Source organism: Phycisphaerales bacterium, from assembly GCA_020852515.1.
Classification (GTDB): Bacteria; Planctomycetota; Phycisphaerae; order Phycisphaerales; family UBA5793; genus UBA5793.
The window spans coordinates 389,041-409,084 of the sequence record JADZAS010000015.1; the positions used below are offsets into that span (position 1 = coordinate 389,041).

Annotated in this window: 21 protein-coding genes; 11 read left to right on the forward strand and 10 right to left on the reverse strand. The window is 66.3% G+C overall.

Annotated features, from left to right (window positions below; all coding sequences use genetic code 11):
• Positions 1-25: 25 nt before the first annotated feature.
• The gene (locus tag IT430_11500) at positions 26-646 is read left to right on the forward strand and encodes a hypothetical protein (GenBank protein MCC6908560.1); all 621 of its coding nucleotides are present in this window, start codon (positions 26-28) and stop codon (positions 644-646) included.
• A gap of 165 nt (positions 647-811) precedes the next feature.
• Here the strand turns inward: IT430_11500 and IT430_11505 are convergent, their stop codons facing one another.
• From IT430_11505 to IT430_11515, 3 genes are all read right to left on the reverse strand, one after another.
• Positions 812-2,203 (reverse strand): tetratricopeptide repeat protein, encoded by a 1,392-nt coding sequence (locus IT430_11505; GenBank protein ID MCC6908561.1) that lies wholly within the window; start codon positions 2,201-2,203, stop codon positions 812-814.
• Positions 2,200-3,270 (reverse strand): hypothetical protein, encoded by a 1,071-nt coding sequence (locus IT430_11510; protein ID MCC6908562.1) that lies wholly within the window; start codon positions 3,268-3,270, stop codon positions 2,200-2,202. The genes IT430_11505 and IT430_11510 overlap by 4 nt, the downstream gene beginning before the upstream one ends.
• A gap of 412 nt (positions 3,271-3,682) precedes the next feature.
• Complete coding sequence (locus IT430_11515; GenBank protein ID MCC6908563.1) at positions 3,683-4,042, reverse strand: hypothetical protein; 360 nt, start codon at positions 4,040-4,042, stop codon at positions 3,683-3,685.
• Positions 4,043-4,366: 324 nt separating this feature from the next.
• Here IT430_11515 and lexA point away from each other — a divergent pair, with 324 nt between their 5' ends.
• From lexA to IT430_11545, 6 genes are all read left to right on the forward strand, one after another.
• A complete protein-coding gene (gene lexA / locus IT430_11520) occupies positions 4,367-4,984 on the forward strand; it encodes a transcriptional repressor LexA (protein MCC6908564.1) in 618 nt (205 codons plus the stop codon).
• A gap of 152 nt (positions 4,985-5,136) precedes the next feature.
• On the forward strand, positions 5,137-5,535 hold the full coding sequence (locus IT430_11525; GenBank protein ID MCC6908565.1) for a DUF3568 family protein: 399 nt from the start codon (positions 5,137-5,139) through the stop codon (positions 5,533-5,535).
• A gap of 418 nt (positions 5,536-5,953) precedes the next feature.
• A complete protein-coding gene (locus IT430_11530; GenBank protein MCC6908566.1) occupies positions 5,954-6,616 on the forward strand; it encodes a DUF4230 domain-containing protein in 663 nt (220 codons plus the stop codon).
• A 225-nt stretch (positions 6,617-6,841) separates the two neighbouring features.
• The gene (locus tag IT430_11535) at positions 6,842-7,630 is read left to right on the forward strand and encodes a DUF1559 domain-containing protein (protein ID MCC6908567.1); all 789 of its coding nucleotides are present in this window, start codon (positions 6,842-6,844) and stop codon (positions 7,628-7,630) included.
• Between the two features lie 96 nt (positions 7,631-7,726).
• Positions 7,727-8,644, forward strand: coding sequence for a dockerin type I repeat-containing protein (locus IT430_11540; GenBank protein MCC6908568.1), 918 nt, complete (start codon positions 7,727-7,729; stop codon positions 8,642-8,644).
• Between the two features lie 188 nt (positions 8,645-8,832).
• Positions 8,833-9,615, forward strand: coding sequence for a hypothetical protein (locus tag IT430_11545; protein MCC6908569.1), 783 nt, complete (start codon positions 8,833-8,835; stop codon positions 9,613-9,615).
• Here the strand turns inward: IT430_11545 and IT430_11550 are convergent.
• The 3 genes from IT430_11550 to IT430_11560 form a co-directional block, all read right to left on the reverse strand.
• Positions 9,525-9,863 carry a hypothetical protein gene (locus tag IT430_11550; GenBank protein MCC6908570.1) on the reverse strand — a complete coding sequence of 113 codons (339 nt, stop codon included), beginning with the start codon at positions 9,861-9,863 and terminating at the stop codon, positions 9,525-9,527. The two genes, IT430_11545 and IT430_11550, sit on opposite strands and share 91 nt — an antisense overlap.
• A 410-nt stretch (positions 9,864-10,273) precedes the next feature.
• Positions 10,274-10,672 (reverse strand): hypothetical protein, encoded by a 399-nt coding sequence (locus IT430_11555; protein ID MCC6908571.1) that lies wholly within the window; start codon positions 10,670-10,672, stop codon positions 10,274-10,276.
• An 86-nt stretch (positions 10,673-10,758) separates the two neighbouring features.
• Entirely contained in the window at positions 10,759-11,583 is an 825-nt protein-coding gene (locus tag IT430_11560) for a HAMP domain-containing histidine kinase (GenBank protein MCC6908572.1), read from the reverse strand.
• Between the two features lie 226 nt (positions 11,584-11,809).
• On the opposite strand from IT430_11560, the gene IT430_11565 reads away from it, so the two are divergent.
• Both IT430_11565 and IT430_11570 read left to right on the forward strand, forming a co-directional pair.
• Positions 11,810-12,784, forward strand: a complete 975-nt coding sequence (locus IT430_11565; GenBank protein MCC6908573.1) for a ParB/RepB/Spo0J family partition protein — start codon at positions 11,810-11,812, stop codon at positions 12,782-12,784.
• A gap of 257 nt (positions 12,785-13,041) precedes the next feature.
• The gene (locus IT430_11570; protein MCC6908574.1) at positions 13,042-13,533 is read left to right on the forward strand and encodes a hypothetical protein; all 492 of its coding nucleotides are present in this window, start codon (positions 13,042-13,044) and stop codon (positions 13,531-13,533) included.
• 36 nt (positions 13,534-13,569) lie between these two features.
• Here the strand turns inward: IT430_11570 and rmuC are convergent, their stop codons facing one another.
• Positions 13,570-14,946, reverse strand: coding sequence for a DNA recombination protein RmuC (gene rmuC, locus IT430_11575; GenBank protein MCC6908575.1), 1,377 nt, complete (start codon positions 14,944-14,946; stop codon positions 13,570-13,572).
• 98 nt (positions 14,947-15,044) lie between these two features.
• On the opposite strand from rmuC, the gene IT430_11580 reads away from it, so the two are divergent.
• Positions 15,045-15,737, forward strand: coding sequence for a hypothetical protein (locus IT430_11580; GenBank protein ID MCC6908576.1), 693 nt, complete (start codon positions 15,045-15,047; stop codon positions 15,735-15,737).
• Positions 15,738-15,796: 59 nt separating this feature from the next.
• Positions 15,797-17,944 carry a DEAD/DEAH box helicase gene (locus IT430_11585; protein ID MCC6908577.1) on the forward strand — a complete coding sequence of 716 codons (2,148 nt, stop codon included), beginning with the start codon at positions 15,797-15,799 and terminating at the stop codon, positions 17,942-17,944.
• A 16-nt stretch (positions 17,945-17,960) separates the two neighbouring features.
• Here the strand turns inward: IT430_11585 and IT430_11590 are convergent, their stop codons facing one another.
• From IT430_11590 to IT430_11600, 3 genes are read right to left on the reverse strand one after another with little or no spacing between them, the layout of a single operon-like run.
• On the reverse strand, positions 17,961-18,230 hold the full coding sequence (locus tag IT430_11590) for a hypothetical protein (GenBank protein MCC6908578.1): 270 nt from the start codon (positions 18,228-18,230) through the stop codon (positions 17,961-17,963).
• Positions 18,227-18,976 carry a hypothetical protein gene (locus IT430_11595; GenBank protein MCC6908579.1) on the reverse strand — a complete coding sequence of 250 codons (750 nt, stop codon included), beginning with the start codon at positions 18,974-18,976 and terminating at the stop codon, positions 18,227-18,229. Before IT430_11595 ends, IT430_11590 begins: the two co-directional genes overlap by 4 nt.
• Positions 18,973-19,668: a hypothetical protein gene (locus tag IT430_11600; GenBank protein ID MCC6908580.1), complete on the reverse strand. Its 696-nt coding sequence runs from the start codon at positions 19,666-19,668 to the stop codon at positions 18,973-18,975. The genes IT430_11595 and IT430_11600 overlap by 4 nt, the downstream gene beginning before the upstream one ends.
• Positions 19,669-20,044: the final 376 nt, after the last annotated feature.

Sequence of the window (20,044 nt, forward strand, 5' to 3'; positions counted from 1 at the left end):
CGCTGCGCCACAGCCCAAAGGCCAAATGGCCGATACCCGTGAGGCAGTGGTTCGCGCACACGCCATACCGGACGCCTGGTCATCGCCCAAGGCCGGTCTTATCGGCCTTGTCTCAGGCTCGCTTGCCGCCGGCGCGATGTACGCGTGGCAAAGCAGCATTGAACTGTCCGTCTCCACGTTCATGATCGCCGGCTACACCGCCAGCCTCTGGCTGCACCTGAGCGCCACGGCCCGGCGCTACGGCAGCCATTACCATCACCTCAAGCAGATGGAGATTAACCGCATCTCCCTGCGCATCCGCCGCATGCTCACCGACTTTGCCTTCTGGTGGTCGCTCATGTTCGGCCTGGCGGTGATCGGCGGGGCCGCGTGGTACGGCGGCCTGCGCAGCACCACCACCATCGGCTGGATCGAACTGTGCTGGGCGCTCGTCACGCTCTTTCTCAACTTCGAAGTCACCGTGCTCGAGCCCACCACCCGCTGCCGGCACTGCGGCTATCAACTCATCGGCCAGCTCGACCCCAGCGACGCCGCCCAGCGCGTCCGCTGCCCGGAATGCGGCAAGACGTGGTCCAAGAGCGACCTGTGCCTCATCCCGCCGGGTTACCACGTCGTCACGACCGACCCCGTCACCCGCGCCGCGTAAAGCCACCGTCGGGCGGCGAATGTTCCAGCACGAAGACGCCAAGGCACGAAGCCACAAAGCCAAGACAGATCCAGGAGTCCCGCCGTCGGCGCACCCAGTTAGCCGCGACGCGCAGGCTCTGCGGGCGGAGCGCTTCATCTCTGGGAGAGTGCATGGGTCCGATGTTCAAGCCGCGTGCTGGAGGGTAGCCGCGAGGCGGCGGGCGTCTGCATAGTTTGGATTGATGCGCAGCGCTTCGTTCACTTCCTCGGCCGCCTCGCGCTCGCGGCCGAGCGCGCTGAGGCAGTTGCCGCGATGGAAGTGCACATCCGCAAAATGCGGCGACTGCTCGAGCACTTCGCCCAGCACGTTCGTCGCGTGGCTGAGCAGCGGCTCGAGCACGCTCTGCGTCGGATCGGCGCCCGCACGCTCGCACGACGTCTGCGCTGCGATGATCTGCGCCATGAGTCCGCGCCGCCAGGCCCGCGCCAGCAGCGACTGATCGCGCACGCCCAGCCGCGCCCGGCAGCGTTCGGCGAGCATCCGCCTACCCAGCAGCGCCGCCGCCACCGACAGCAGCGCGAGCGCCATCGGCGCCTGCCCGCCCGTGCGACACCGCCGCGCCAGGCGCACGCATCGCGGCGCATCATCCATGTTCAGCATGCTCTCCGCCAGCCGCACGAGCACCGCGCCGCAGCGGAACGGGTCATCGACTTCCGCATCCGCCAGCGCCTGCAGCGCTTCCCGATCGCCGAGGCGCTCGAGCACTTCGATGCGCTCGATTGACGCGCGGAGCAGATCGGCGTCGCCGACGAGGCCGCGATTGGGCCGTCGCAGCGCCATGCTCGCCACGTGCGTGGGCGAGATCGACTGAAACGCGGGCGTCGCGTGCCCGGCGTCGATCACGCGGTCGTACATCTCCACCGCTTCGCGCCACCGCCCGGCGCCCGCGAGCAGGCGCGCGTGCAGCAGGCACGGCGGATCGATCAATGCCCCCAGCGCCGCCAGGCCGAGATCATGCTCTTCATTCGCCAGCGCGAGTTCGGCCAGTTCGATGCGCAGGCTCGCGCGACGCGGCCGCAGACTGGCTGCAGCGCGTACGGCGTCGAGAGCCTCTTTGATGTTTCCCGCGCGCGCTTCGGCGCGGCCGAGCCATTCGAGCAGCCGGGCCCGCCGCGGCGCCAGCGCGCACGCCCGCCGGGCCGGCGCGAGTGCTTCGTCGACTCGCCCTTCATCCATCGCCGCACGAGCCGCGATGTGCAGCAGCGTCGCGTCGTCGCCGAAGCGCCGCTGCGCGACGCGGATCAGATGCGCGAGCCGCTCGTGCCGGCCGGCGAGATAGGCGCACTGCGCCGCCAGCCGCGTCGCCCCGAGCGCCCAGCACTGCCGCGGCGAAACTGATTCGCGCTGCTCCGCCTGGCGCGGCGAGGGCATAAGCTCGCACTCTTCTTCGACAAGGCGCACGACGGGTTCGAGCGTGTCGAGCGCTTCACCGAGCCGGCTGAGGCGCCAGTTGAACCGCGCCTGCCGCAGCAGCCGCGCCACTTCGAGCCGCGCTGGACATTGGATCGTGCTCATGCCGCCTCCAGTCGCCGCCGGGCCTTGCGCACGTCGCTCCAGTCGGGGTGCGCGCGGATGACCAGGTCGAGCGCTTCGATCTGTTCGCTGCGCCTCGGCAGGACGTGGACGCCCGCGAGCAGATTCTGCCGCTCATCGCCCGCCTCCTCCGCCGCGGGCAGTTCAGCCAGCAGGATCGCCAGCGGCGCGCAGAGCGGGTTGATCCGCAGGCCCGCGTCGATCCACCGCCGCGCCGTGGCCGTGTCATTGAGCGTCAGCGCCAGCCGCGCCATGGCTTCGCACGCCGAACCCGGCGATTCGAGCCGGTCGAACGCCGACTCAAGCGCGCGAAGCAGCAGCAGCGCGCGCGGCTGCGAGCCGTCGTAGCGCGCCGCCGCCTCCAGCGACACGATGATCGATTCGCACGCAAGCAGTTCGAGCGCCAGTTGCTCGACGAGCGCATCAGGCGGCTCGGCCGAGGCATCGGCACACGGCAGTCCCAACGCGCCCAGCCACGCGCTCACCGCGGGCCGGTCCGTCCAGTTGATCGCGAGGTTCTGGAGCCGCTGGGCCCATCGCTGCGCCTCGGCCGCGTCGCCGCGCTCGAGTTGAATAAGGATGATCGCCTGGAGGGTCTTCGGATCGTCGATCTGCGCCAGGTTGCGATTGAGCGTGGCGATGGCCCGGGCCCGATCGCCCTCGTCGATCTGCAGCAGCGCGAGCATGAGCCGCGCATCCATCGGGCAGCACGAGCGCTTGGACCACTCGACGAGATCGAGTTGAGCCTCGACGCGCCGCCCGGCAAGCGTGCGGCAGGCATTGATGAGCAGGCGCGAGGCCGACGTCGGCGCCGCCTGGCGCTCGGCAAAGTCGAGCGCTCCAGCCGTATCGCCGGCCGCGAGCATGGCGCGGGCCTGGCGCTCGCACCGCTCCAGAGGTTTGTGATTGGCGCGGCAGGCGCCCGCCGAGGCCGACGCGGGGGCCCGTTCGCCCAGCGGCGACGGCGCGGCGACCTCAGAAGGTGCGGCGACTTCAACAGCCCGGCCGCGCCGCACACGCCCCCATCCCGCCGTTATTCGACCCAGCATTCCCATAGCCAAGGCTCCGAACCGGCGTCCGCAGACGAGACGCCCCCACACCCATCGGTTCCCGGACCGAGGGGGTTAAGGCGAAAGAGGTAAAATGTGCGGGTTCGGGCGCGCGAGGCGAAGGAGCGGCTTTGACGCTCTTGTCAGCGGCCCTGATCGCCCAGATTGTGGAAAACTACCTAGTTACCCACCGTCCTCGGCGAAAACCGGATTAATTTTGGCTTAAGTTTGGTTTTTGGGCTTGAAGTGCGGCCTTTGATAGGGTATATTCACCGCGAGCGGCGGAGTCCGCGGGTTTGGGCGGCGTGGGAGACGCCGGCCGCTTCGGCCACACGGCCGGGGCGGGAAACACACTGGTCTCGAACGGATTCGAACCGGAGCGGCCATGGTCGGCCAGAGCCCGCGACTCAATTCAGTGCTGTCCGCGCCAGCGCGACCCGTCGGCGCGGGACCCGGCGAGCAGAGCCCGCCTGTCGGACTGGCCGGTCCAGCCCGGCACGCCGCGGGCCGTGGGCGCCTCGCGCAGCACACACAGCCCGCTGATCGAGCCGGTCAGCAGGAGCGGGAGCATGCCACACGACGACCATCGCCATCGCACCGACCGGCGCAGCGCCCGCGGGTGCGGTACGCGCCCGCGCCGCGTCAGCCCGCGCCGCGTCAGCCCGCGCCGCATCAGCCAGCGCCGCACCACGCTGCGCAGCGCACCGATCTCCCCGCCGCCGCGCGCTGCTCCGTTCATCGCTTCGAGGCCCGCAACTGAGAGGCGATGCACCCATGGCCACCCCCCTGCTCATCCTCGGCCCCGGCGGCGACTTCACCTGCGAATATCACCCGGATCCGCGCGGCACGCAACTGATCAAGACCGGCCCCTCGTGGGCGCCGTCCAACGCCGTCGTCGGATGGATCGTGTCATCGCGCCGGCGACTCGCCGGGCATCTGGCGCGCCTCGCGACGCCGGCCGCCGCCGCCACCCACACTTCGGCCCCCCGCACCTCCGTCCTCCACACCTCCGCCGCGCTCCATCAGCCGGCCGGCGCCGCCCGCGCAGCGGATGCAGCGCCTGATCGACTCCATCGAGTATCGGAAAGGAATCGCCATGAATCTCACGCCCAAGCAACTTCGCATCCTTCAGATCATCCGCGACCGGCGCACCCGGTCTGGCTATTCCCCGACGCTGCAGGAAATGGCCGACGAACTCGGCGTCAGCAAAGTCACCGTCTTCGAGCACGTCGAGGCGCTCATCCGCAAGGGAGCGCTCGTGCGCGATCCGAACAAGGCTCGCTCTTTGGCCATCCGTAACGACTCGGTCGTTCCCGATGAAGGACGGCCGATGCGCTTCCCGCTCGTGGGCCGCATCGCCGCCGGCTATCCGATCGAGAAGGTCGAGAACCGCGATGAACTCGATCTCGAAGACTTCTTCGGCCCGCGCCGCGGCCAGTCGGGCGCGGTCTTCGCCCTGCAGGTCGAAGGCGAGTCGATGCGCGATGAAGGCATCTGGGATGGCGACTACGTCCTCATCCACCGCCGCGAAACCGCCCGCAACGGCGAGCGCGTCGTGGCCATGCTGCCCAACGGCGAGACGACGCTCAAGCGCTTCTACAAGGAGCACGGCCGCATCCGCCTCCAGCCGTCCAACCCTGACTTTGAGCCGATCATCGTCAGCGACTGCCAGATCCAGGGCGTGGTGATCGGCGTGATCCGGCGTTACGACTGAGCAGTTTCCCCACGCAGCGATCAGCACTTTCGGCCCCCTGCTGCTCATGGGGCGCCATGCGCCTGCGCGTACCATTTTCTGTCGGTGCTGCGATAGCTTCGCGCTAGGCGGCGCCGCATGGTCAATGAATCCTGCTCAGAAAGGCGCAACAAATGAAAGCAGCGCTGCCCTTTGCCTTCGTCGGTGCGATCGCTCTGTCACTCGCCGCGGTCCTTGCGCCCGGATGCGCGGCACTGGTCGTCGGCGCCGCGGCGGGCGTCGGCACCGTGGCCTACGTCAACGGCGAACTCGACACCGTCGTCGAAGCCAGCCTCGATGACACGTGGGAGGCGACGCAGGCCGCGATCGAGGATCTCGAATTCACCGTAACCGAGAGCAGCAAAGACGCCCTCGCCGCCGAGCAGGTCTCGCGCACCGCCGAGGACAAGAAAATCCAAATCCACCTCAACCGCGAGACGGATTCGACGACGCGCATCCGCATCCGCGTGGATGTGTTCGGCAACGAAGACCTCTCGCGCACGATTCTCGAAGAGATCAAGGATCAACTTTGAGCGTGAAGCCTGCAGGTCGCGACCAGACACTTTGGCGCGCCCGCTGCGCCGAAGCCTCATGACGCGGCCGACGCTCACGCCACGAGAACTCCTCCGGAATTCAGGGGAACTTGAATCGCTTCCCGGGGGTGGCTCGAAGACTCGCTTCACCCCCGTCTGCGGGCGATCACACCCTCGGCGTGCCGACGATCTGCCACGCAGCACGCCCCCGCCATGCCGCTCGCGACTGCACGCGGGGCATTCGGACGGAACTGCGACAGGCTCAGCCCAGCGAAGCGCGACGCCATGCCACGCGTCACCAGAGCCGGTGGAGGGCGACCGACCAAAGCCGTTTTCGGACCTCACAGAAGCGCCGGCTAGAAATCTCGGGCTTCTGCTGCCGAACAAGTCCGGCGGGCGGCACTAAGATTGTTCGGCCATGTTTACCACCATCGTCATCAGCATTCTGTCGGTCGCGCTGGGTGCTCTCGGGGCATGGGTGCTGTTGCGGCGCCTGGCCGGCAACGCGGCGCCGACGGTCACCACCCACGTCATCGCCGAACGGGTGCGAGCCGTGGGCAAGCTCATCGGCCTTGAGGTCATGTCCAAGGAAATCGTGACGCAGACGCGCGGCCTGTCGTGGCTGCCTCCCCTGCTGCTCAGCCAGGCCCGGCTGGCGATGATCTTCTGCTTTGAAAAGCAGTATTTCGTCGATCTCGCCCGCCTGCGCGAGACCAACGTGGAACATCTCGGCGGCAAGCAGTACCGCCTCACCCTGCCCGCCATCGACGGCTCGCTGCGGCTCATCGACGTCACGCCCTACGACATCCAGTCGGGCAAACTGCTGGGCCTGCTCGACGTGTTCCGCATGGACGCCCCGGCGCAGAAGGACCTCATGGTCCGGGCCCAGGATGAAGCCCAGCACCTCTACGAGACGCACGCGCGGCGTTACGAGCAGGAGGCCCGCCTGGCCGTGGTGCGGCAGGTCGTCGGTCTGCTGCAACTGTTCGACATCGACGTCGAGGTGCGCTTTGAGTCGGGCGATTCGCCGGTCCGGGCCGAGACGCAGCCGCCGCGCTCGCTTGCCGCGGCGCCCGCCTGAGATTGCCAAAAGGCTGCGTCCGGGCCGCCAAGCCCGGAAAAAGCAAAGATTCGCGGCCAGTTGAGCGGATTTCCCCTTGCACCATGCGGATATACGGGTATTCTGAAGGTATCTGACCGCCCGACGAAGGCGGTGGTTGCGCGCGCCGGCGTCGCACAGCGTCGGATCAGGCGTCGCAGGTTTCGAACTCGTCCGGCCCCGATCAGGCCCCGAGAGAGGTGTGGTATGCAGAACAATTCGCACAAGTCGATCGCACGGGGCTTCACCCTCGTCGAACTGCTGGTGGTCATCTCAATCATCGCCCTGCTCATCGGGCTGCTCCTGCCCGCGCTGTCGCGGGCCCGCGAGGCCAGCCGCACTGCCACCTGCGCCAACAACCTCAAGCAGGTCGCCACGGCGATGGAGTTGTACGCGGATGACTATCAGGACCTCTACCCGCGCGCCTTGCCGCTGGTCGATCCCTCCAATGCCGATGACCCGGCCGAGTGGAAGATTCCCTGGCCGGCCGAGCAGTGCCCGCTGTACTGGCAGTCGGGCTATGCGTCCATGGTCGTGCCGTATCTCGGCATCCCCGTCAAGAACCCCTTCGACTATTCCCGTCTGCCCGAGCAGTTCGACGACCCGCAGTCGCCCAACCTCAATCCATCCGCCAAGATCACGACCTTCTTCCGCTGCCCGAGCAACAAGATCGACCGCAGCGAACTTGAGAAGCGCAAGTGCGGCTATCCGATCGACTACGGCCTCGCCAACTGGGCCAGCCAGAACCGCCGCCGCGACGTGCATCAAAACCGGCACTTCCTCGCGTCGGACATGACCTGGGGACTGGGATTCGTCAAGGGCAGCGACACCTCGCAACTTAACGCGGAGGCGGATCTGGACGGCTGGTGGCTGCCGTTCATCCACACCGGCGAGTCGCTCAACATCCTCACGCCCGACGCCGCGGTGTCTTCCATGACCAAGACCGAGTTCATCGAACGATTCAAGAACCTGCGCGACGAAGAGGATCCGATCTGACCCGGCTGCACGAGAAAGTTCAACCGTCGGCACGTGGCGCCGGCGTCACCGGTCAACCAGGATGACCAGCCATCCAACGCTGAAGGAGATTTGGGAATGACTGCACGTTCGACTCAACTGCTGGCCGGCTCGCTCGCGGCCGTCTGCTTTGCCTCCGCCGCATTCGCCGCCGCCGAAGGCGTCACCCGGCGCACCGTGATCGTCGAGGAGTTCACCGCGGAGTGGTGCGGCCCGTGCGTGGGCGGCTTCTACGCCATGGAGCGCATGCAGGATCGCTGGGGCGATGAGGTCTCGCTGCTCACCTGGAGCATCGCCGACCGCTATACGCACGGCGACGCCACCCGCCGCCAGGGCGAAGTCGGCGTCAACGCCATTCCCTCGTTCCTCTTCCAGGGCACCTACTTCTCCGTCGGCACGCCCTCGGATCAGACCATCGACACCTATGTGCGCAACAGCCAGAGCCTGCCGACTTCGGGCAGCATCATCGGCCGGTGGAAACTCAAGCCCAACAGCATTGTGCGCGTAGGCCTCAAGTTCCAGGCGGACCAGAACCTGAGCAACTACGAGCTGCGCGTGCACGTGCACGAGTCGAACTGGTTCGTCTTCTGCAGCAACGGTCTGACTCATTACAACAACCACGTGCAGCAGGTCTTCTACGAAACGCTGCCGACCCTGCAGGCCGGCGAGCAGTACACGCTCATCAAGGAATACGACCTCTCGAATAACTCGTGGATCCATGACGTCGAGCAACTCGGCGTCACCGTCTTCCTGCACGACCGCGCGAGCAACCGCAGCGTCAAGGCCGGCTGGGAACTCGGCGCGGTCCACCTCGGCGACCTCGACGGCGATCTGAACATCACCCGCGCCGACGGCGTGCTCTTCCAGCAGCAGATGGGCAAGAACAGCGGCCAGCAGGGCTTCAATCCCGCCGCCGACTGGGATGGCAACGGCACGATCAACAGCATCGATCGCCAGATGTTCCTCGATTACGTCCGCAACGGCGGCATGCGCTGAAGCAGCGCTGCGCCGGAGCGAAGCAGATTGAATTCATCCAAAGCCCCCGGTCTCCTGACCGGGGGCGCTTCGTTTCAGTAGTGCGTCGATCAGCATCGCCATCAGTTTTTGAAACACAGCGCCATCATCCGCCCGCTGCTCCACGATGGCTCTACACTGCACGATCACCGTCACGGGGAGCGCACGCCGTGCAACGCAGCGACACGCAGGATGAACTTCTCCGCCTCGCGCGAGTCTGCGTGCGCACTGACGCGGAATCGACCGTCGTGCGACTCGCCGAATCGAGCGCGTTCATGTCGTTTGTCGCGTGGCTTATCGGCCTGGGCTTATTGGGCTGTCTCGTGTACGTCGGAATCGCCGCCGTGCTGCCCTCGCACCAGGTGCCGTTGCCGTGGGTGGCGATCGAAGTCATCATCGTGATCGGCGTCTCGGTGGCGATGGGCTATCGCCGGCATCTCACCAACGAAAGCGGCGAGTACGATCTCATTATCGATCGCGTGAGCGCGAGCGCATCGCTGCCGCGCTCGTGCGGGCGGGTCGATCGTGTTTTGCTGCCGCTGGCGAGCATCAGTGCGATTGTGCCGGCCGAGGAATTCGCCCGGCACGACACGCCGATGCTGAGTGATGAGACGTTCGGGCCCAAAGTCTACAAGCCGCTGCGTCTGGTCGTCGGCGAGCCGGTGCGCGATTTCGGTCACCGGCAGAACATCTGCTTTGGCGTGGTGATCGTGTGGCGCGATGACGATGGCCGCGAGCGCCTCGAGGCGGTGGCCCGCTGGTACGACCACCCGCGCGCCAATGCTTTTGCTCACTGGCTCAGCATGGAGTGCGGCGTGCCGGTGCCTTGTCGAGAACACAGAGTCGGCAATGCGAGTGTGACTCAGCCGACGCCGAACTCGGCGCGCGAGCCGCGATCGAGCAGACCCCACAGCCCGAAGGCGCCCAGCGGCAGAAACAGCGATGGGAGGTAGATGCCGAAGATGCACAGCCCGGCGATCCAGGCCCAGAACTTGCGCCGCCGAATCCCCCACGCAACAAACTCGATTCCGATGATCAACGCGATGCAGAACACCGACAGCGCCGCGCCGACAACCCCGGCGTATTCGGGATCGTCCTCGAATATCACCTCCGAGAAGCTCCACATCAACCCTGCGAACAGCGCATAGACGGCAGCGCTGATATGCAGGCACACATTCGCCATGGTGAGTTTGTGCGTCATGTTCAGGCGCCTTGCTGCGTGGTGGAGTTGTCGCTGCTGCTCCTGCTCTTGAGGTCGGCCAAGGATAGTCCTTTGCCGCCGCACAGGACTGCCAGCCCACGCGGGCCCGCGCGCGAGTTACTGCCGCGCCCCAAAAGGGGAGCCGCACTCGGGGCACACAGCGCCCGCGCAGGCACGGATGTCATAGTTGCATGCCTCACACCGTCCGCGCCGCGTGCGCAACCATGCTCTTGCGCGAGTTGAGCCGCACACTGCTGCGAACAAGGCGGCGCCATACAGCGCACTGCTCATCAGCAGCGGTACCCACAGCGGTTCGGTTGGAATGATGCGCGGGTAGGGTTGCACACCGTTGAAGAGACCGCCTGATGGATTCATCATGAGATAAGAGTGCATGCGAGGCTTGCTGATCATCAGCACGCGGCTCTCGTCAATGTCCCACCAGTGTTCGGCGAGCACGCGCCACGGCCAGCCTGAAGCAACGGCCCAGTAAAGGCCGGCATCCTCACCGCCCTCGGAATGGCGATGACCTCATCCCAACGCAACGACTCCCAGTTCATGATGACCGCATCCGCGATCCATGAGCGCGCGGAGAAGTACTCCCACCACTGTTCACCGTCCGCCGGGATGCGGAACCGCTCTTGCTTGGAGATCGCGGGCATTCCAAGAAGCGCGCCACCCAGCGCCATCACCAGCGACAGAACGGCGCCGAGGAGAAAGTACGCGGCCAACCGGCAGGCGCGACGATGTGGCCGCCAAGCCGGGATTGATCGAGAGGAGTGGTCGCCCGTGGCGTGCTGCTGCGTGTGCATGTGAGGCGCTCCCGCTCGAGAGTCTAAGCACGCCATCGACACGCCTCGCGAGTGTGGACCGACGCCTCCGCAGATGGTTATCGGACCTACGCCGACCTGCGCGACTGGTTCTGCCTCGGCGCCGGCAGGCGGATGCAGAACGTCGTGCCTTGGCCCGGGGCGCTGTGGAGGTCGATGTCGCCCCCCGCTTCTTCGACGAGGCGTTTGCAGATCGCCAGGCCCAGGCCGTGGCCCCGGCGCGGCGAGGCTACTCCGCCGCCATCGACCGCCTCGCGCGGGCGGCTCTTGAGCGGCGTGAACGCCTGCTCCACCATCTCGCGCGACATGCCGCAGCCGGTGTCGGCGACGATGAGCCGCACCTGGCCTCGGGCCTCGATCTCGGAGTCGAGGCGAAGTTCCCCCCCGCTGCCGCGCATGGCTTCGATGGCGTTGAGGAAGAGATTCAGCAGCACCTGCTGGAGGCAGATCGGCCGTATTCCCGCGCGCAGGCCGCTGGGGATGCGGCGAACGAGCCGGACGCCCGCCTTCTGCGGGTCCTTGGCCATGCACTCGAGCGTGAGATCGACGACGCGATTCACATCGGCATCCGCCAGCTGATCGTCATCACGCAGGAAGCCCAGGATCGCGCTGGCGATGCGGCTCAGTTGCTCGGCGCCATCCACGGTGCGTGTCAGGGCCTTGGTGACCAGTTCGCGGTCATCCGGCGAGGCGATGGCGAGCTGAGAGTAGCTCATGACCGGCGTGAGCAGGTTGTTGAACTCGTGCGCGATCATCCCGGCGAGGATCCCCAGCGTGGCCAGGCGGCTCGTGCGATCGAGATCTGACTCCAGGCGCTGAATCTGCGACTCCATCTCGCGGATCCGGCCAAGGAGCACATCGCGGTCGTGGTCGAGTTTGGCGTCGTAGGGCATTGGGGGCTACCGGTCGGATCTGCACAGACGTTCCGGGCCAAGATCGGCGATTCTGGCAGGGGGCTTAAGCGGCACACCCTCTCGCCGCTGCCGTTGGCCGGTGTTCCACGTGGAACACGAGAAGTGGGCAATGTGGGGAGTGTTCCACGTGGAACATCTTGCCTGCCTCCGCACACCGCGCTAGATTCGATCGGCCCTTCACACTTCCTTTGCGAAAGGACCAGGGATGGTCGATTCCTCTGCCGGCGCCCGGAACCGCAAGCGGCTTGGTCGCGGCCTGGCCAGCCTGATGAGCCAGCCGATCAGCGTGACCGCCGATCATCGTCCAGCCGTGGAGCCCCCGGATCCCGTCCAAGTCGCCGCACCCACCGGCCCGCCCGCGGAGACCGCGCCGGCGGAATCTGACTCGGGGCTGCGCAGCATTGCGGTGGGGGAGATTCAGCCGAACCGCTATCAGCCGCGCAAGCAGATCGACCCCGCGCGGCTCGAATCGCTTGCCGCCTCGATCCGCCAGTCCGGAGTGATGCAGCCGGTTCTCGTGCGGCCTCGAAAGGGGGGAGGCTACGAGCTCATCGCTGGCGAGCGCCGCTGGCGTGCAGCGCAACTCGTTGGCCTGCAAGTACTTCCGGCGCTCGTCCGCAATCTTCCCGACTCGCAGGCCGCCGAATGGGCGATTGTTGAGAACCTGCAGCGCGAAGATCTTGACCCGATCGAGCGCGCCGAATCGTTTCAATCGCTGGTCACTGAATTCGGCCTGACGCACTCTCAAATCGCCGAGCGCATCGGCCTGGACCGCTCCAGCGTCGCTAACACCATACGCCTCAATAACTTAGATGACGACACCAAGGCCGACGTCCGCTCGGGCCGGCTGAGCCAGGGTCATGCCAAGGCGCTGCTGGCCATTGGCGACTCTCAGCGCCGCCGGGCGCTGGCGCTGCGCGTGTTGCGGCAAGGTTGGACGGTGCGCCGGCTCGAGCGCGAGGTCGAATCGCTCGCCGCGGCGCAGGCCGGCTCGCCGCGCGCTTCGGCCAAGTCATCCAAGGCCGCGCACATCACCGAACTCGAAGAGCGCCTCTCCAAGGCGCTGGCGCTGCCGGCGCGCATCGCCTCGCGCTCGCGCACAAGCGGGCAGGTCATCTTCACCTTCCGCACGCTCGAAGAGTTCGAGGCGTTTCTGGCGCGTGCTGAGCGCCGCGGCTGAGTTGGCGCGCCACGCGCGCTTTGTTCGCCGCCCGTTTGGTTGCGTGCGCCAGATAAGGAGGCCGACCGCGGAGCCGCCCCGGTTCGCGCGCGGTGGGTGCGCATTGCATTGGACCTGGCGGAATGCATTTACTAACATTGCCGTCGAATTCCATTTTCTCTGGATTCGATGTAATTCAACTGTGCAATGCCGGACGCTGATGTGTGGTCGCGTCGAAGCGGCAGCGCGTATCGGACTGACATCGATAAAGGCAGCAAATGGCAAAACGCAAACTGAGCGGAATCTCCTCGATCGATCTCCGGCGGGAACTCGATCGGCGCCAGAATCAACTGGGCAAACTCATGGCTCAGCGCGAAAAGATCGCCGCGGAACTGGCGCAACTCGACGCCGAACTCGAAGCCTTCGGCCCTGTCACGGTTCGCCGCGGCCCCGGCCGTCCGCGCGGCAGCAAGAACAAGCGCAAGACGAGCAAGACCGGCAAGACCCACAAGACGGGCAAGCGCGGGCGCAAGGCGCGCGGGACGAATCGCGGCGCTGTGACGCGCTCCGAGAATTCGATGACGCTCACCGAGTCGCTGCAGAAGGTGCTCAAGGGCAAAACCATGGGGGTGACCGAAGTCGCCGCCGCCGTGCAGAAGGCCGGCTACAAAACCAACTCTGAGAACTTCCGCACCATCGTCAACCAGACGCTCATCAAAAATCCGAAGATGTTCAAGAAGGTTTCGCGCGGCCAGTACACCGCCGCCTGATATTCTCGCAACATCACACGCTTTCGGCGCAGCGAATCAGATCGATTCGCTGCCGCCGTTTTTGACCGCCGCATCGGCGTCGGCGGCAAGGCGGCGGAACTCGCGCGGCTGCGTCTCGATGAGCGTCGCTTCCGCAACCTGTTTTGATGACTTCACGCCCAGCGCCTCGAAACGCCGCGCCTGCACGATCGCCTGGCTCTCGAGCGAGCCGACGAAGGCGTTGTACGACCGCATCGCGCGATCAAGCCCGTCGCCGACCTTGCCGGCGTGCTCGCACAGCGTGCACAGGCGCTGGTGCATCTCGCAACCGAGGTTCATGATTTCGCGCGCGTTCTCCGCGAGCGATTCCTGGCGCCAACCGTACGCCACGCTCTTGAGCAGCGCCATGAGCGTCATCGGCGTGGCGATGAGCACGTTGCGCGCCATCGCGTCGTCGAACAGCGTGTGATCGACGCGAACCGCCTCGGCAAAGTGCGATTCGCCCGGCAGGAACATCACCACGAAATCCGGCGCATGATCAAACTGTTCCCAGTAGGCCTTGCCGCCCAGCGAGACGACCTGCTCGCGCACGTGCCGCGCATGGCGCGTGAGCGCCGCTGATCGTGCTTCATCTGTTTCGGCGCCAATCGCATCCTGGTAGGCATCGATGACCGCCTTGGCGTCCACAACGATGCAGCGCCCCTCGGGCAGATGCACGATCATGTCCGGCCGCTGCCGCGCGCCGCCGGCCGCCTCCAGCGAGGGCTGCTCGACATAATCGATGTGCTCGGCCAGGCCCGCGAGTTCGACGATGCGCCGCAACTGAAATTCGCCCCACCGGCCGCGCGTCTGCGATCCCTTGAGCGCGAGCGTGAGTTGCGAGGTCTCGCGGCGGAGCGTCTCGCCCGTCTGTTTCATGTATTCGATCTGCTCGTGAAGGCGCGTGTGCGACGCAGCGCGGTCCTTTTCAATCGCGCCGAGCATCTTCTCGTAGCGCTCGAGCGACTCGCGCATGGGCTTGATCATCTCATCAATCGCCTTGCGCCGCTGGTCGAAGTGCTCGGCGGCGCGGGCGTTGTTGTCTTTGAGAATATCGCTCGATATCGCTTTGAACTGGTCGGTAAGTTGCTGCCGGGCCGCCTGAAGGTCGGCGAGGCGCTGCTGATGGGCCCGTTCGTCGGCGTCCTGGCGGGCTTCAAGGGCGGCGACCCGCTGGCTCGCCTGTGAGAGTTCAACCGCGAGCCGCTCGGCCCGCTCGGCGGCGGCGCGGCGATCCTGCTCGATCCGGTCCAGGGCCGCCTGGCCATGCCGCAGCTCCTCCTGCACCCGCGCCGCGGCCAGCGCCAACCGCGAGCGGCCCACCGCCAGCCACGCGGCGAGGGCCAGAGTGAGCAGAAAGAGCACGAGAAACACAATCGCCAGCGTCTCAGCCATGCAACCAGTGTACCCGAATCGATGGGGGAAGTGGGGGGACTGGTCGTGCAATTCCCGTAACGCGACCGTTCTATTGCGGCTTCCGTTATAATCGACGAATGTCCGCGACCGATCCTGCCTTCGAAATCGGCCCAGACACGCCGCAAGCCATCTGCCCGGTGTGCGGCTATCCGCTCGATCCGCAGGCCACTTCGGGCTGCTGCCCCGAGTGCGGCCTGTCTCTGGACGACATCATCGTGGAAAGTGACGCTCGAGTCACGTTCAGCACATCCGGCCCCCAGATGCTCAATGTCGTCTTCGGCTCGTGCGTCATCGCCACGGGACTGGCCTTTCACTTCGGCTACCTCTCCTCGAACACCGCGTTCGTCCTGACCGTTGCGGCTACCCTCGCGCTGCTCGGCGGCGCACTGGTGTGGCATGTGCGCGACTTCTCGTCGCCGCACGTCATGCACCGCTTCTGGATGCTGGCCGACGGGATCATCATCCACACGCCCAATGGGTGCATCATTCGGCTGCCGTGGTCCGCGCTGCGCTCGGCCGTCAGTTCAGAGCGCGATCCGCAGTCCGGCTCGCTCGCGCACCGGCTGGGACAGTTGTCGATTTCGAACCTGGATCTTTCCCCGCCCGATGCGCACTTCTGCACGCTCCGCTTCTATGCGACGACGTGGCCCACACTGCTGTGTCCGATCAGGATGCTCGTGGTGGTCATCCCGCCTGAGCGCCGCGAGGCGTTCAACACCAAACTGCGGCAGGTGCTGCGGCCCGATGCCGCGGCCGTCGCCGTCGCCTGACGCCACACCTGCGCGCCTGGCGCCGCCTGCATCGCGGTCAGAGCCCTTACAATCCCCGGATGTCCGAGACGATTACCAGCCTGCTGGCGCCTGATGGGCCGATTGCCCGCCGCATCAGCGGATTCGAGGCGCGGCCACAGCAAACTGAGATGGCCCGGGCCGTCGAGCACACGCTCGCGACCCGCGGCCACCTGCTCGTCGAGGCGGGTACTGGCGTGGGCAAGAGCTTCGCCTACCTGCTGCCGGCCATTCAGCGCGCCGTCGCCGCACGCGAGCGCATCGTCATCGCGACCAACACCATCAGTCTGCAGGAGCAGTTGATGGAAAAGGACATCCCGCTGCTCCAGGCGGCGCTGCCCGAGGAGTTCACCGCCGTGCTCGTCAAGGGTCGCGGCAATTACCTCTCGATCCGCCGCCTCAAACTCGCCAGCGAGCGGCAGAAGACGCTCTTTCCCGATCGCACCCAGCTCGATGACCTGCACATGATCGAAGACTGGGCGTATGAAACCAACGACGGCACACTGGCCACGCTGCCGCAACTGGCCCGGCCGGACATCTGGGATCGCGTGCAGTCCGACGCGGACAACTGCATGGGCCGGCGCTGCCCGACCTATCGCAAGTGCTTTTTCCAGAGCGCCCGGCGGCGCATGGAGGCAGCCAACATCCTCGTGTGCAACCACGCGCTGTTCTTCTCCGACCTCGCGCTGCGCAGCCAGGGCGTGGGCTTCCTGCCGCGTTACGACCACGTCATCTTCGACGAAGCACACAACATTGAAGACGTCGCATCCGAACACTTCGGCCTGTCGCTCACCGAGGGTCGCGTGGTGCATCTGCTCAACGCGCTCTACGCCGATCGGCGCAGCAGGGCGCAGACCCGGCCGCGCGGCTTTCTGGCCTCGCTCGAACTCGAAGATGGCGATGACGAGGCCATCAACCAGGCGCTCAACGCCGTGAGCCGGTGCCGGGCCGCCATGCGCGCCTGGTTTGACAACTGGATTGCGTATTACGAGCACAGGCGCGGCAGCCAGCAGGCCGTGCGCCTGCACGAGCCGAATCTTGTCGAGAATCTTCTCAGCCCCGTCGCGACGGAACTTTCGCTGCGCCTGCGCCGGCTCAAGGAGTGCGCCAAGCGCGAGGAAGACAAGTTCGAACTCAACTCGTACATGCAGCGGTCCTCGGCTATCGCCGGCGACGCCGCGGCGCTCACCGAGCAGGCGCTGGGCGGCTGCGTGTACTGGGTCGAAGTGGGGGCCCGCAGCGAGCATCGCGCTTCGCGCCGCGTGAGCCTGTCATGCTCGCCGGTGGAAGTGGGGCCCGTGCTGCGCGAGCATCTGTTTGAGTCTGAGGCGAAGGCGCAAGCGGCAGGCGGTGATGATGAGACATTCGACGGCGCGCCCTTTGATAATGAAGATGCGCCGCCCGCGCCGCCGTCCGCGCCGCCCGCATCGCAAGGCAACGTCGCCAAGCGCCCTTCGATCATCCTTACCAGCGCCACGCTCACGACCGGTCGCGGCGACTTCTCGCACCTGCGCAATCGCCTTGGCTGCGACGACGCCGAGGAACTGCAACTCGGCAGCCCCTTTGACTACGCCCGGCAGGTCAAGGTCATCATCGAGCGCGACCTGCCCGACCCCGGCGACGGCTCGTACATCGACCGGCTCGTGCCGCGCATCCTCCATCACCTCCGCGCCACCGACGGCGGGGCGTTCGTGCTCTTTACGAGTTTCGCGATGCTCAACCACGTGGCCGATCGCCTGCTCGTCGAGTGCCGCGAGACGGGCGTCGAGGAGTTTCCGCTGCTCATTCACGGCCAGGACGGGCCGCGCGGTCTGCTGCTCAAGCGCTTCCGCGAAGATGAGCGCAGCGTCTTGCTGGGCACGGCGAGCTTCTGGCAGGGCGTCGATGTGCGCGGCCGCAACCTGCGCAACGTCATCATCACCCGCCTGCCCTTTGATGTGCCCGACCGGCCGCTCATCGAAGCGCGGCTCGAGCGCATCAAGCAGCGGGGGGGCAACCCCTTCATGGAAGATTCGCTGCCGCGCGCTGTGATCCGCTTCAAGCAGGGCTTCGGCCGGCTGATCCGCTCGACGACCGACACGGGACGCTTCGTCGTGCTCGATTCGCGCGTGGTGACCAAGTTCTACGGCCGCAAGTTCCTCGATGCACTGCCTGAGGGCGTGGTGGTGGAGGTGGAGGAGGAGGAGTGAGAGCGGACGCCGCTTGTCAGCCGCTCATCATTGCGGCGAACACCCAAAATGCGATGGCGCTGAGGATTCCGCCCACGGCGATGCCCAGAGCGATAGTGCGAACAATCACGACCTGGTCGGCATAATTCCACATCGACGGCCGGATGTACTGCTCAGGGTCGCGCGACAGCTGCACCTGCGGCACGATGTTGGTTCCACGGCAGGCGGGGCATTCCACCTGCCGATCGATCATCGACTCGGGCGCGCTGATCCACCGGCCACACTTGTCGCAGCTCCACGTCATCATGACTTCATACCTCCTTCAAACGCCGCCCCGCACTCCGGGCACACGCCGCTGGTGTTACCCGTGAGGTCGTAGCCGCAGCGTTCGCACAATCCGGCGCGTGGGACTCTGAAGGGCGGGCAGATGAATACGGCGAGCACGCTGAGCAGGCACACCGAAATGAACGCCGGCACGGCTGAATCGAGCGGGTAATACAGTGATCGGCTCGTGGCCATGTATGCGATGGTGACGATCGCCGCGCCGCCGTAGACCAGCGGCAGGGCGTATCGCAGGTCGCGCCGCTCCAGCAGCGGCACGACCATCAGACTGCTGCACATGCCCACGACGCAGCCGACGAAGAACGAGACTGGCACACCCAGGCTCGCGTCAGCTGCTGTATCCGAAACACCCCCGAACGCCGACGGCGTCACGAGCAGCGCATAGAGCATGGCCATCACGCCCAGGCCGCCCATGGCAAAGATGGAAGTCGCGACGAGCCGCGGCACGCGCGAAGCGACCGCCAGCGACTGCATCACCGCAAAGCCGCATATCGGGCAGTGGCCGTCGCGCGCGAGATATTCAAGCTGCGCGCGACAGGCGGCGCACGTCACACACACGAAGTCGGTCCAGTGGACAAGGTCGCTCGGAGCATCGCCCGGCTCCTGGTTCCACTGCGACCACTGGGGCAGCACGCGCTGCTGAGCCGGCCGGCCCGCTCGCCGCCGGAGGGCAAAGGCATGCACGAGATAGCGCCGCAGCCGCGACATCATGCGGTGTCTCCGTGGACTTTGAATCCGCACTCCGGACACACGCCGCTGGTGTTACCCTCCAGACGATACCCGCAGGCGGTGCATCGGCCCCGGCGCAGGCGCCACCGTCGGCGCAAGCTGAATCCAAGCGGGAACGTGGCAACGACGGCAAGCCACATCGCCGCACACAGCGCCTGCCCGGTCCATATCACGCCGAGCGGCCAGTCGCCCCTAATGACCACAACGCCGGGTGAGCCGGCCGGGCGACGTTCACCCTGCCACGGCACCGTCCGCATGCGCGACCCAAACTCATCCTGTTGCCGACCCACCCACAACAGGCGCATCGGCCAACCGACTGCGGCGTAATGCGTCCAGCGGATCGGTTCAACACCAGCGGAGCGCTCGTTGTGCTCAATAGCCGCCTGCGTCGCGCGCTCGAGCCAGGCGGGCGCAACCGCCTCATAACTTGGCTGACGATTGGAAGGCGCTGAATCGCTCACTCGAAGAATCGCAACGAGCCACGTCGTGACGGCCGCAGTAGGCTCGCCCTCCGTTACACGAATGAGAGTTGGTCCGCCGGGCGAAAGCACGGCAACCGTCGTCCCCTGATGGCGAACCGTCTTTCCATTGAAGGTCGACGCGCCGGCGAATCGAAACCACACCGCCCAAGAGGTGTTCGTTACAACCAGCAGCCCCGCGGTCCACAGGAGCATGATCAACGCTGTTCGCCCCCGGGATTTCGAGCCGCCGTTGGTCATGGGCGCCCGGTCTCCTTCCGTCCCACACCCAGTCGCCTGCCGCTGTTGTTTCCGTCAGGACAATACCCGCGCGTGGGGGAGCGGCACGGCGGGGCTGTCTCCTCCACTGCACGGAACCGTCGGCTGCCGCCGAGGGCTATGGGCCGGCAATCAGTCGCGCCTCCACACACTCCGGACGCAAATGGGAACAAAAACCCCGCGCAAAACGTTGCTCTGTGGACCATTGGGCGCATTCTTCCGGTACCATACCCGGCCGCGCCCCCGCCATCGCGTTATCAGACCGCCTCTCACAACCTTCGCCACGTCAATACCTTCCGGACATCTCCGTCCA

Excerpts from the sequence above, each read along its gene's own strand:
- IT430_11560 (MCC6908572.1), bottom strand. The coding sequence starts at position 11,583 with ATGCCCTACGACGCCAAACTCGACCACGACCGCGATGTGCTCCTTGGC.
- IT430_11580 (MCC6908576.1), top strand. The coding sequence starts at position 15,045 with ATGTCCGCGACCGATCCTGCCTTCGAAATCGGCCCAGACACGCCGCAA.
- IT430_11525 (MCC6908565.1), top strand. The coding sequence starts at position 5,137 with ATGAAAGCAGCGCTGCCCTTTGCCTTCGTCGGTGCGATCGCTCTGTCA.
- IT430_11500 (MCC6908560.1), top strand. The coding sequence starts at position 26 with ATGGCCGATACCCGTGAGGCAGTGGTTCGCGCACACGCCATACCGGAC.
- IT430_11535 (MCC6908567.1), top strand. The coding sequence starts at position 6,842 with ATGCAGAACAATTCGCACAAGTCGATCGCACGGGGCTTCACCCTCGTC.
- IT430_11530 (MCC6908566.1), top strand. The coding sequence starts at position 5,954 with ATGTTTACCACCATCGTCATCAGCATTCTGTCGGTCGCGCTGGGTGCT.
- IT430_11585 (MCC6908577.1), top strand. The coding sequence starts at position 15,797 with ATGTCCGAGACGATTACCAGCCTGCTGGCGCCTGATGGGCCGATTGCC.
- IT430_11555 (MCC6908571.1), bottom strand. The coding sequence starts at position 10,672 with ATGCACACGCAGCAGCACGCCACGGGCGACCACTCCTCTCGATCAATC.
- IT430_11590 (MCC6908578.1), bottom strand. The coding sequence starts at position 18,230 with ATGATGACGTGGAGCTGCGACAAGTGTGGCCGGTGGATCAGCGCGCCC.
- IT430_11510 (MCC6908562.1), bottom strand. The coding sequence starts at position 3,270 with ATGCTGGGTCGAATAACGGCGGGATGGGGGCGTGTGCGGCGCGGCCGG.
- lexA (MCC6908564.1), top strand. The coding sequence starts at position 4,367 with ATGAATCTCACGCCCAAGCAACTTCGCATCCTTCAGATCATCCGCGAC.
- rmuC (MCC6908575.1), bottom strand. The coding sequence starts at position 14,946 with ATGGCTGAGACGCTGGCGATTGTGTTTCTCGTGCTCTTTCTGCTCACT.
- IT430_11550 (MCC6908570.1), bottom strand. The coding sequence starts at position 9,863 with ATGACGCACAAACTCACCATGGCGAATGTGTGCCTGCATATCAGCGCT.
- IT430_11505 (MCC6908561.1), bottom strand. The coding sequence starts at position 2,203 with ATGAGCACGATCCAATGTCCAGCGCGGCTCGAAGTGGCGCGGCTGCTG.
- IT430_11570 (MCC6908574.1), top strand. The coding sequence starts at position 13,042 with ATGGCAAAACGCAAACTGAGCGGAATCTCCTCGATCGATCTCCGGCGG.
- IT430_11565 (MCC6908573.1), top strand. The coding sequence starts at position 11,810 with ATGGTCGATTCCTCTGCCGGCGCCCGGAACCGCAAGCGGCTTGGTCGC.
- IT430_11600 (MCC6908580.1), bottom strand. The coding sequence starts at position 19,668 with ATGCTCCTGTGGACCGCGGGGCTGCTGGTTGTAACGAACACCTCTTGG.
- IT430_11595 (MCC6908579.1), bottom strand. The coding sequence starts at position 18,976 with ATGATGTCGCGGCTGCGGCGCTATCTCGTGCATGCCTTTGCCCTCCGG.
- IT430_11540 (MCC6908568.1), top strand. The coding sequence starts at position 7,727 with ATGACTGCACGTTCGACTCAACTGCTGGCCGGCTCGCTCGCGGCCGTC.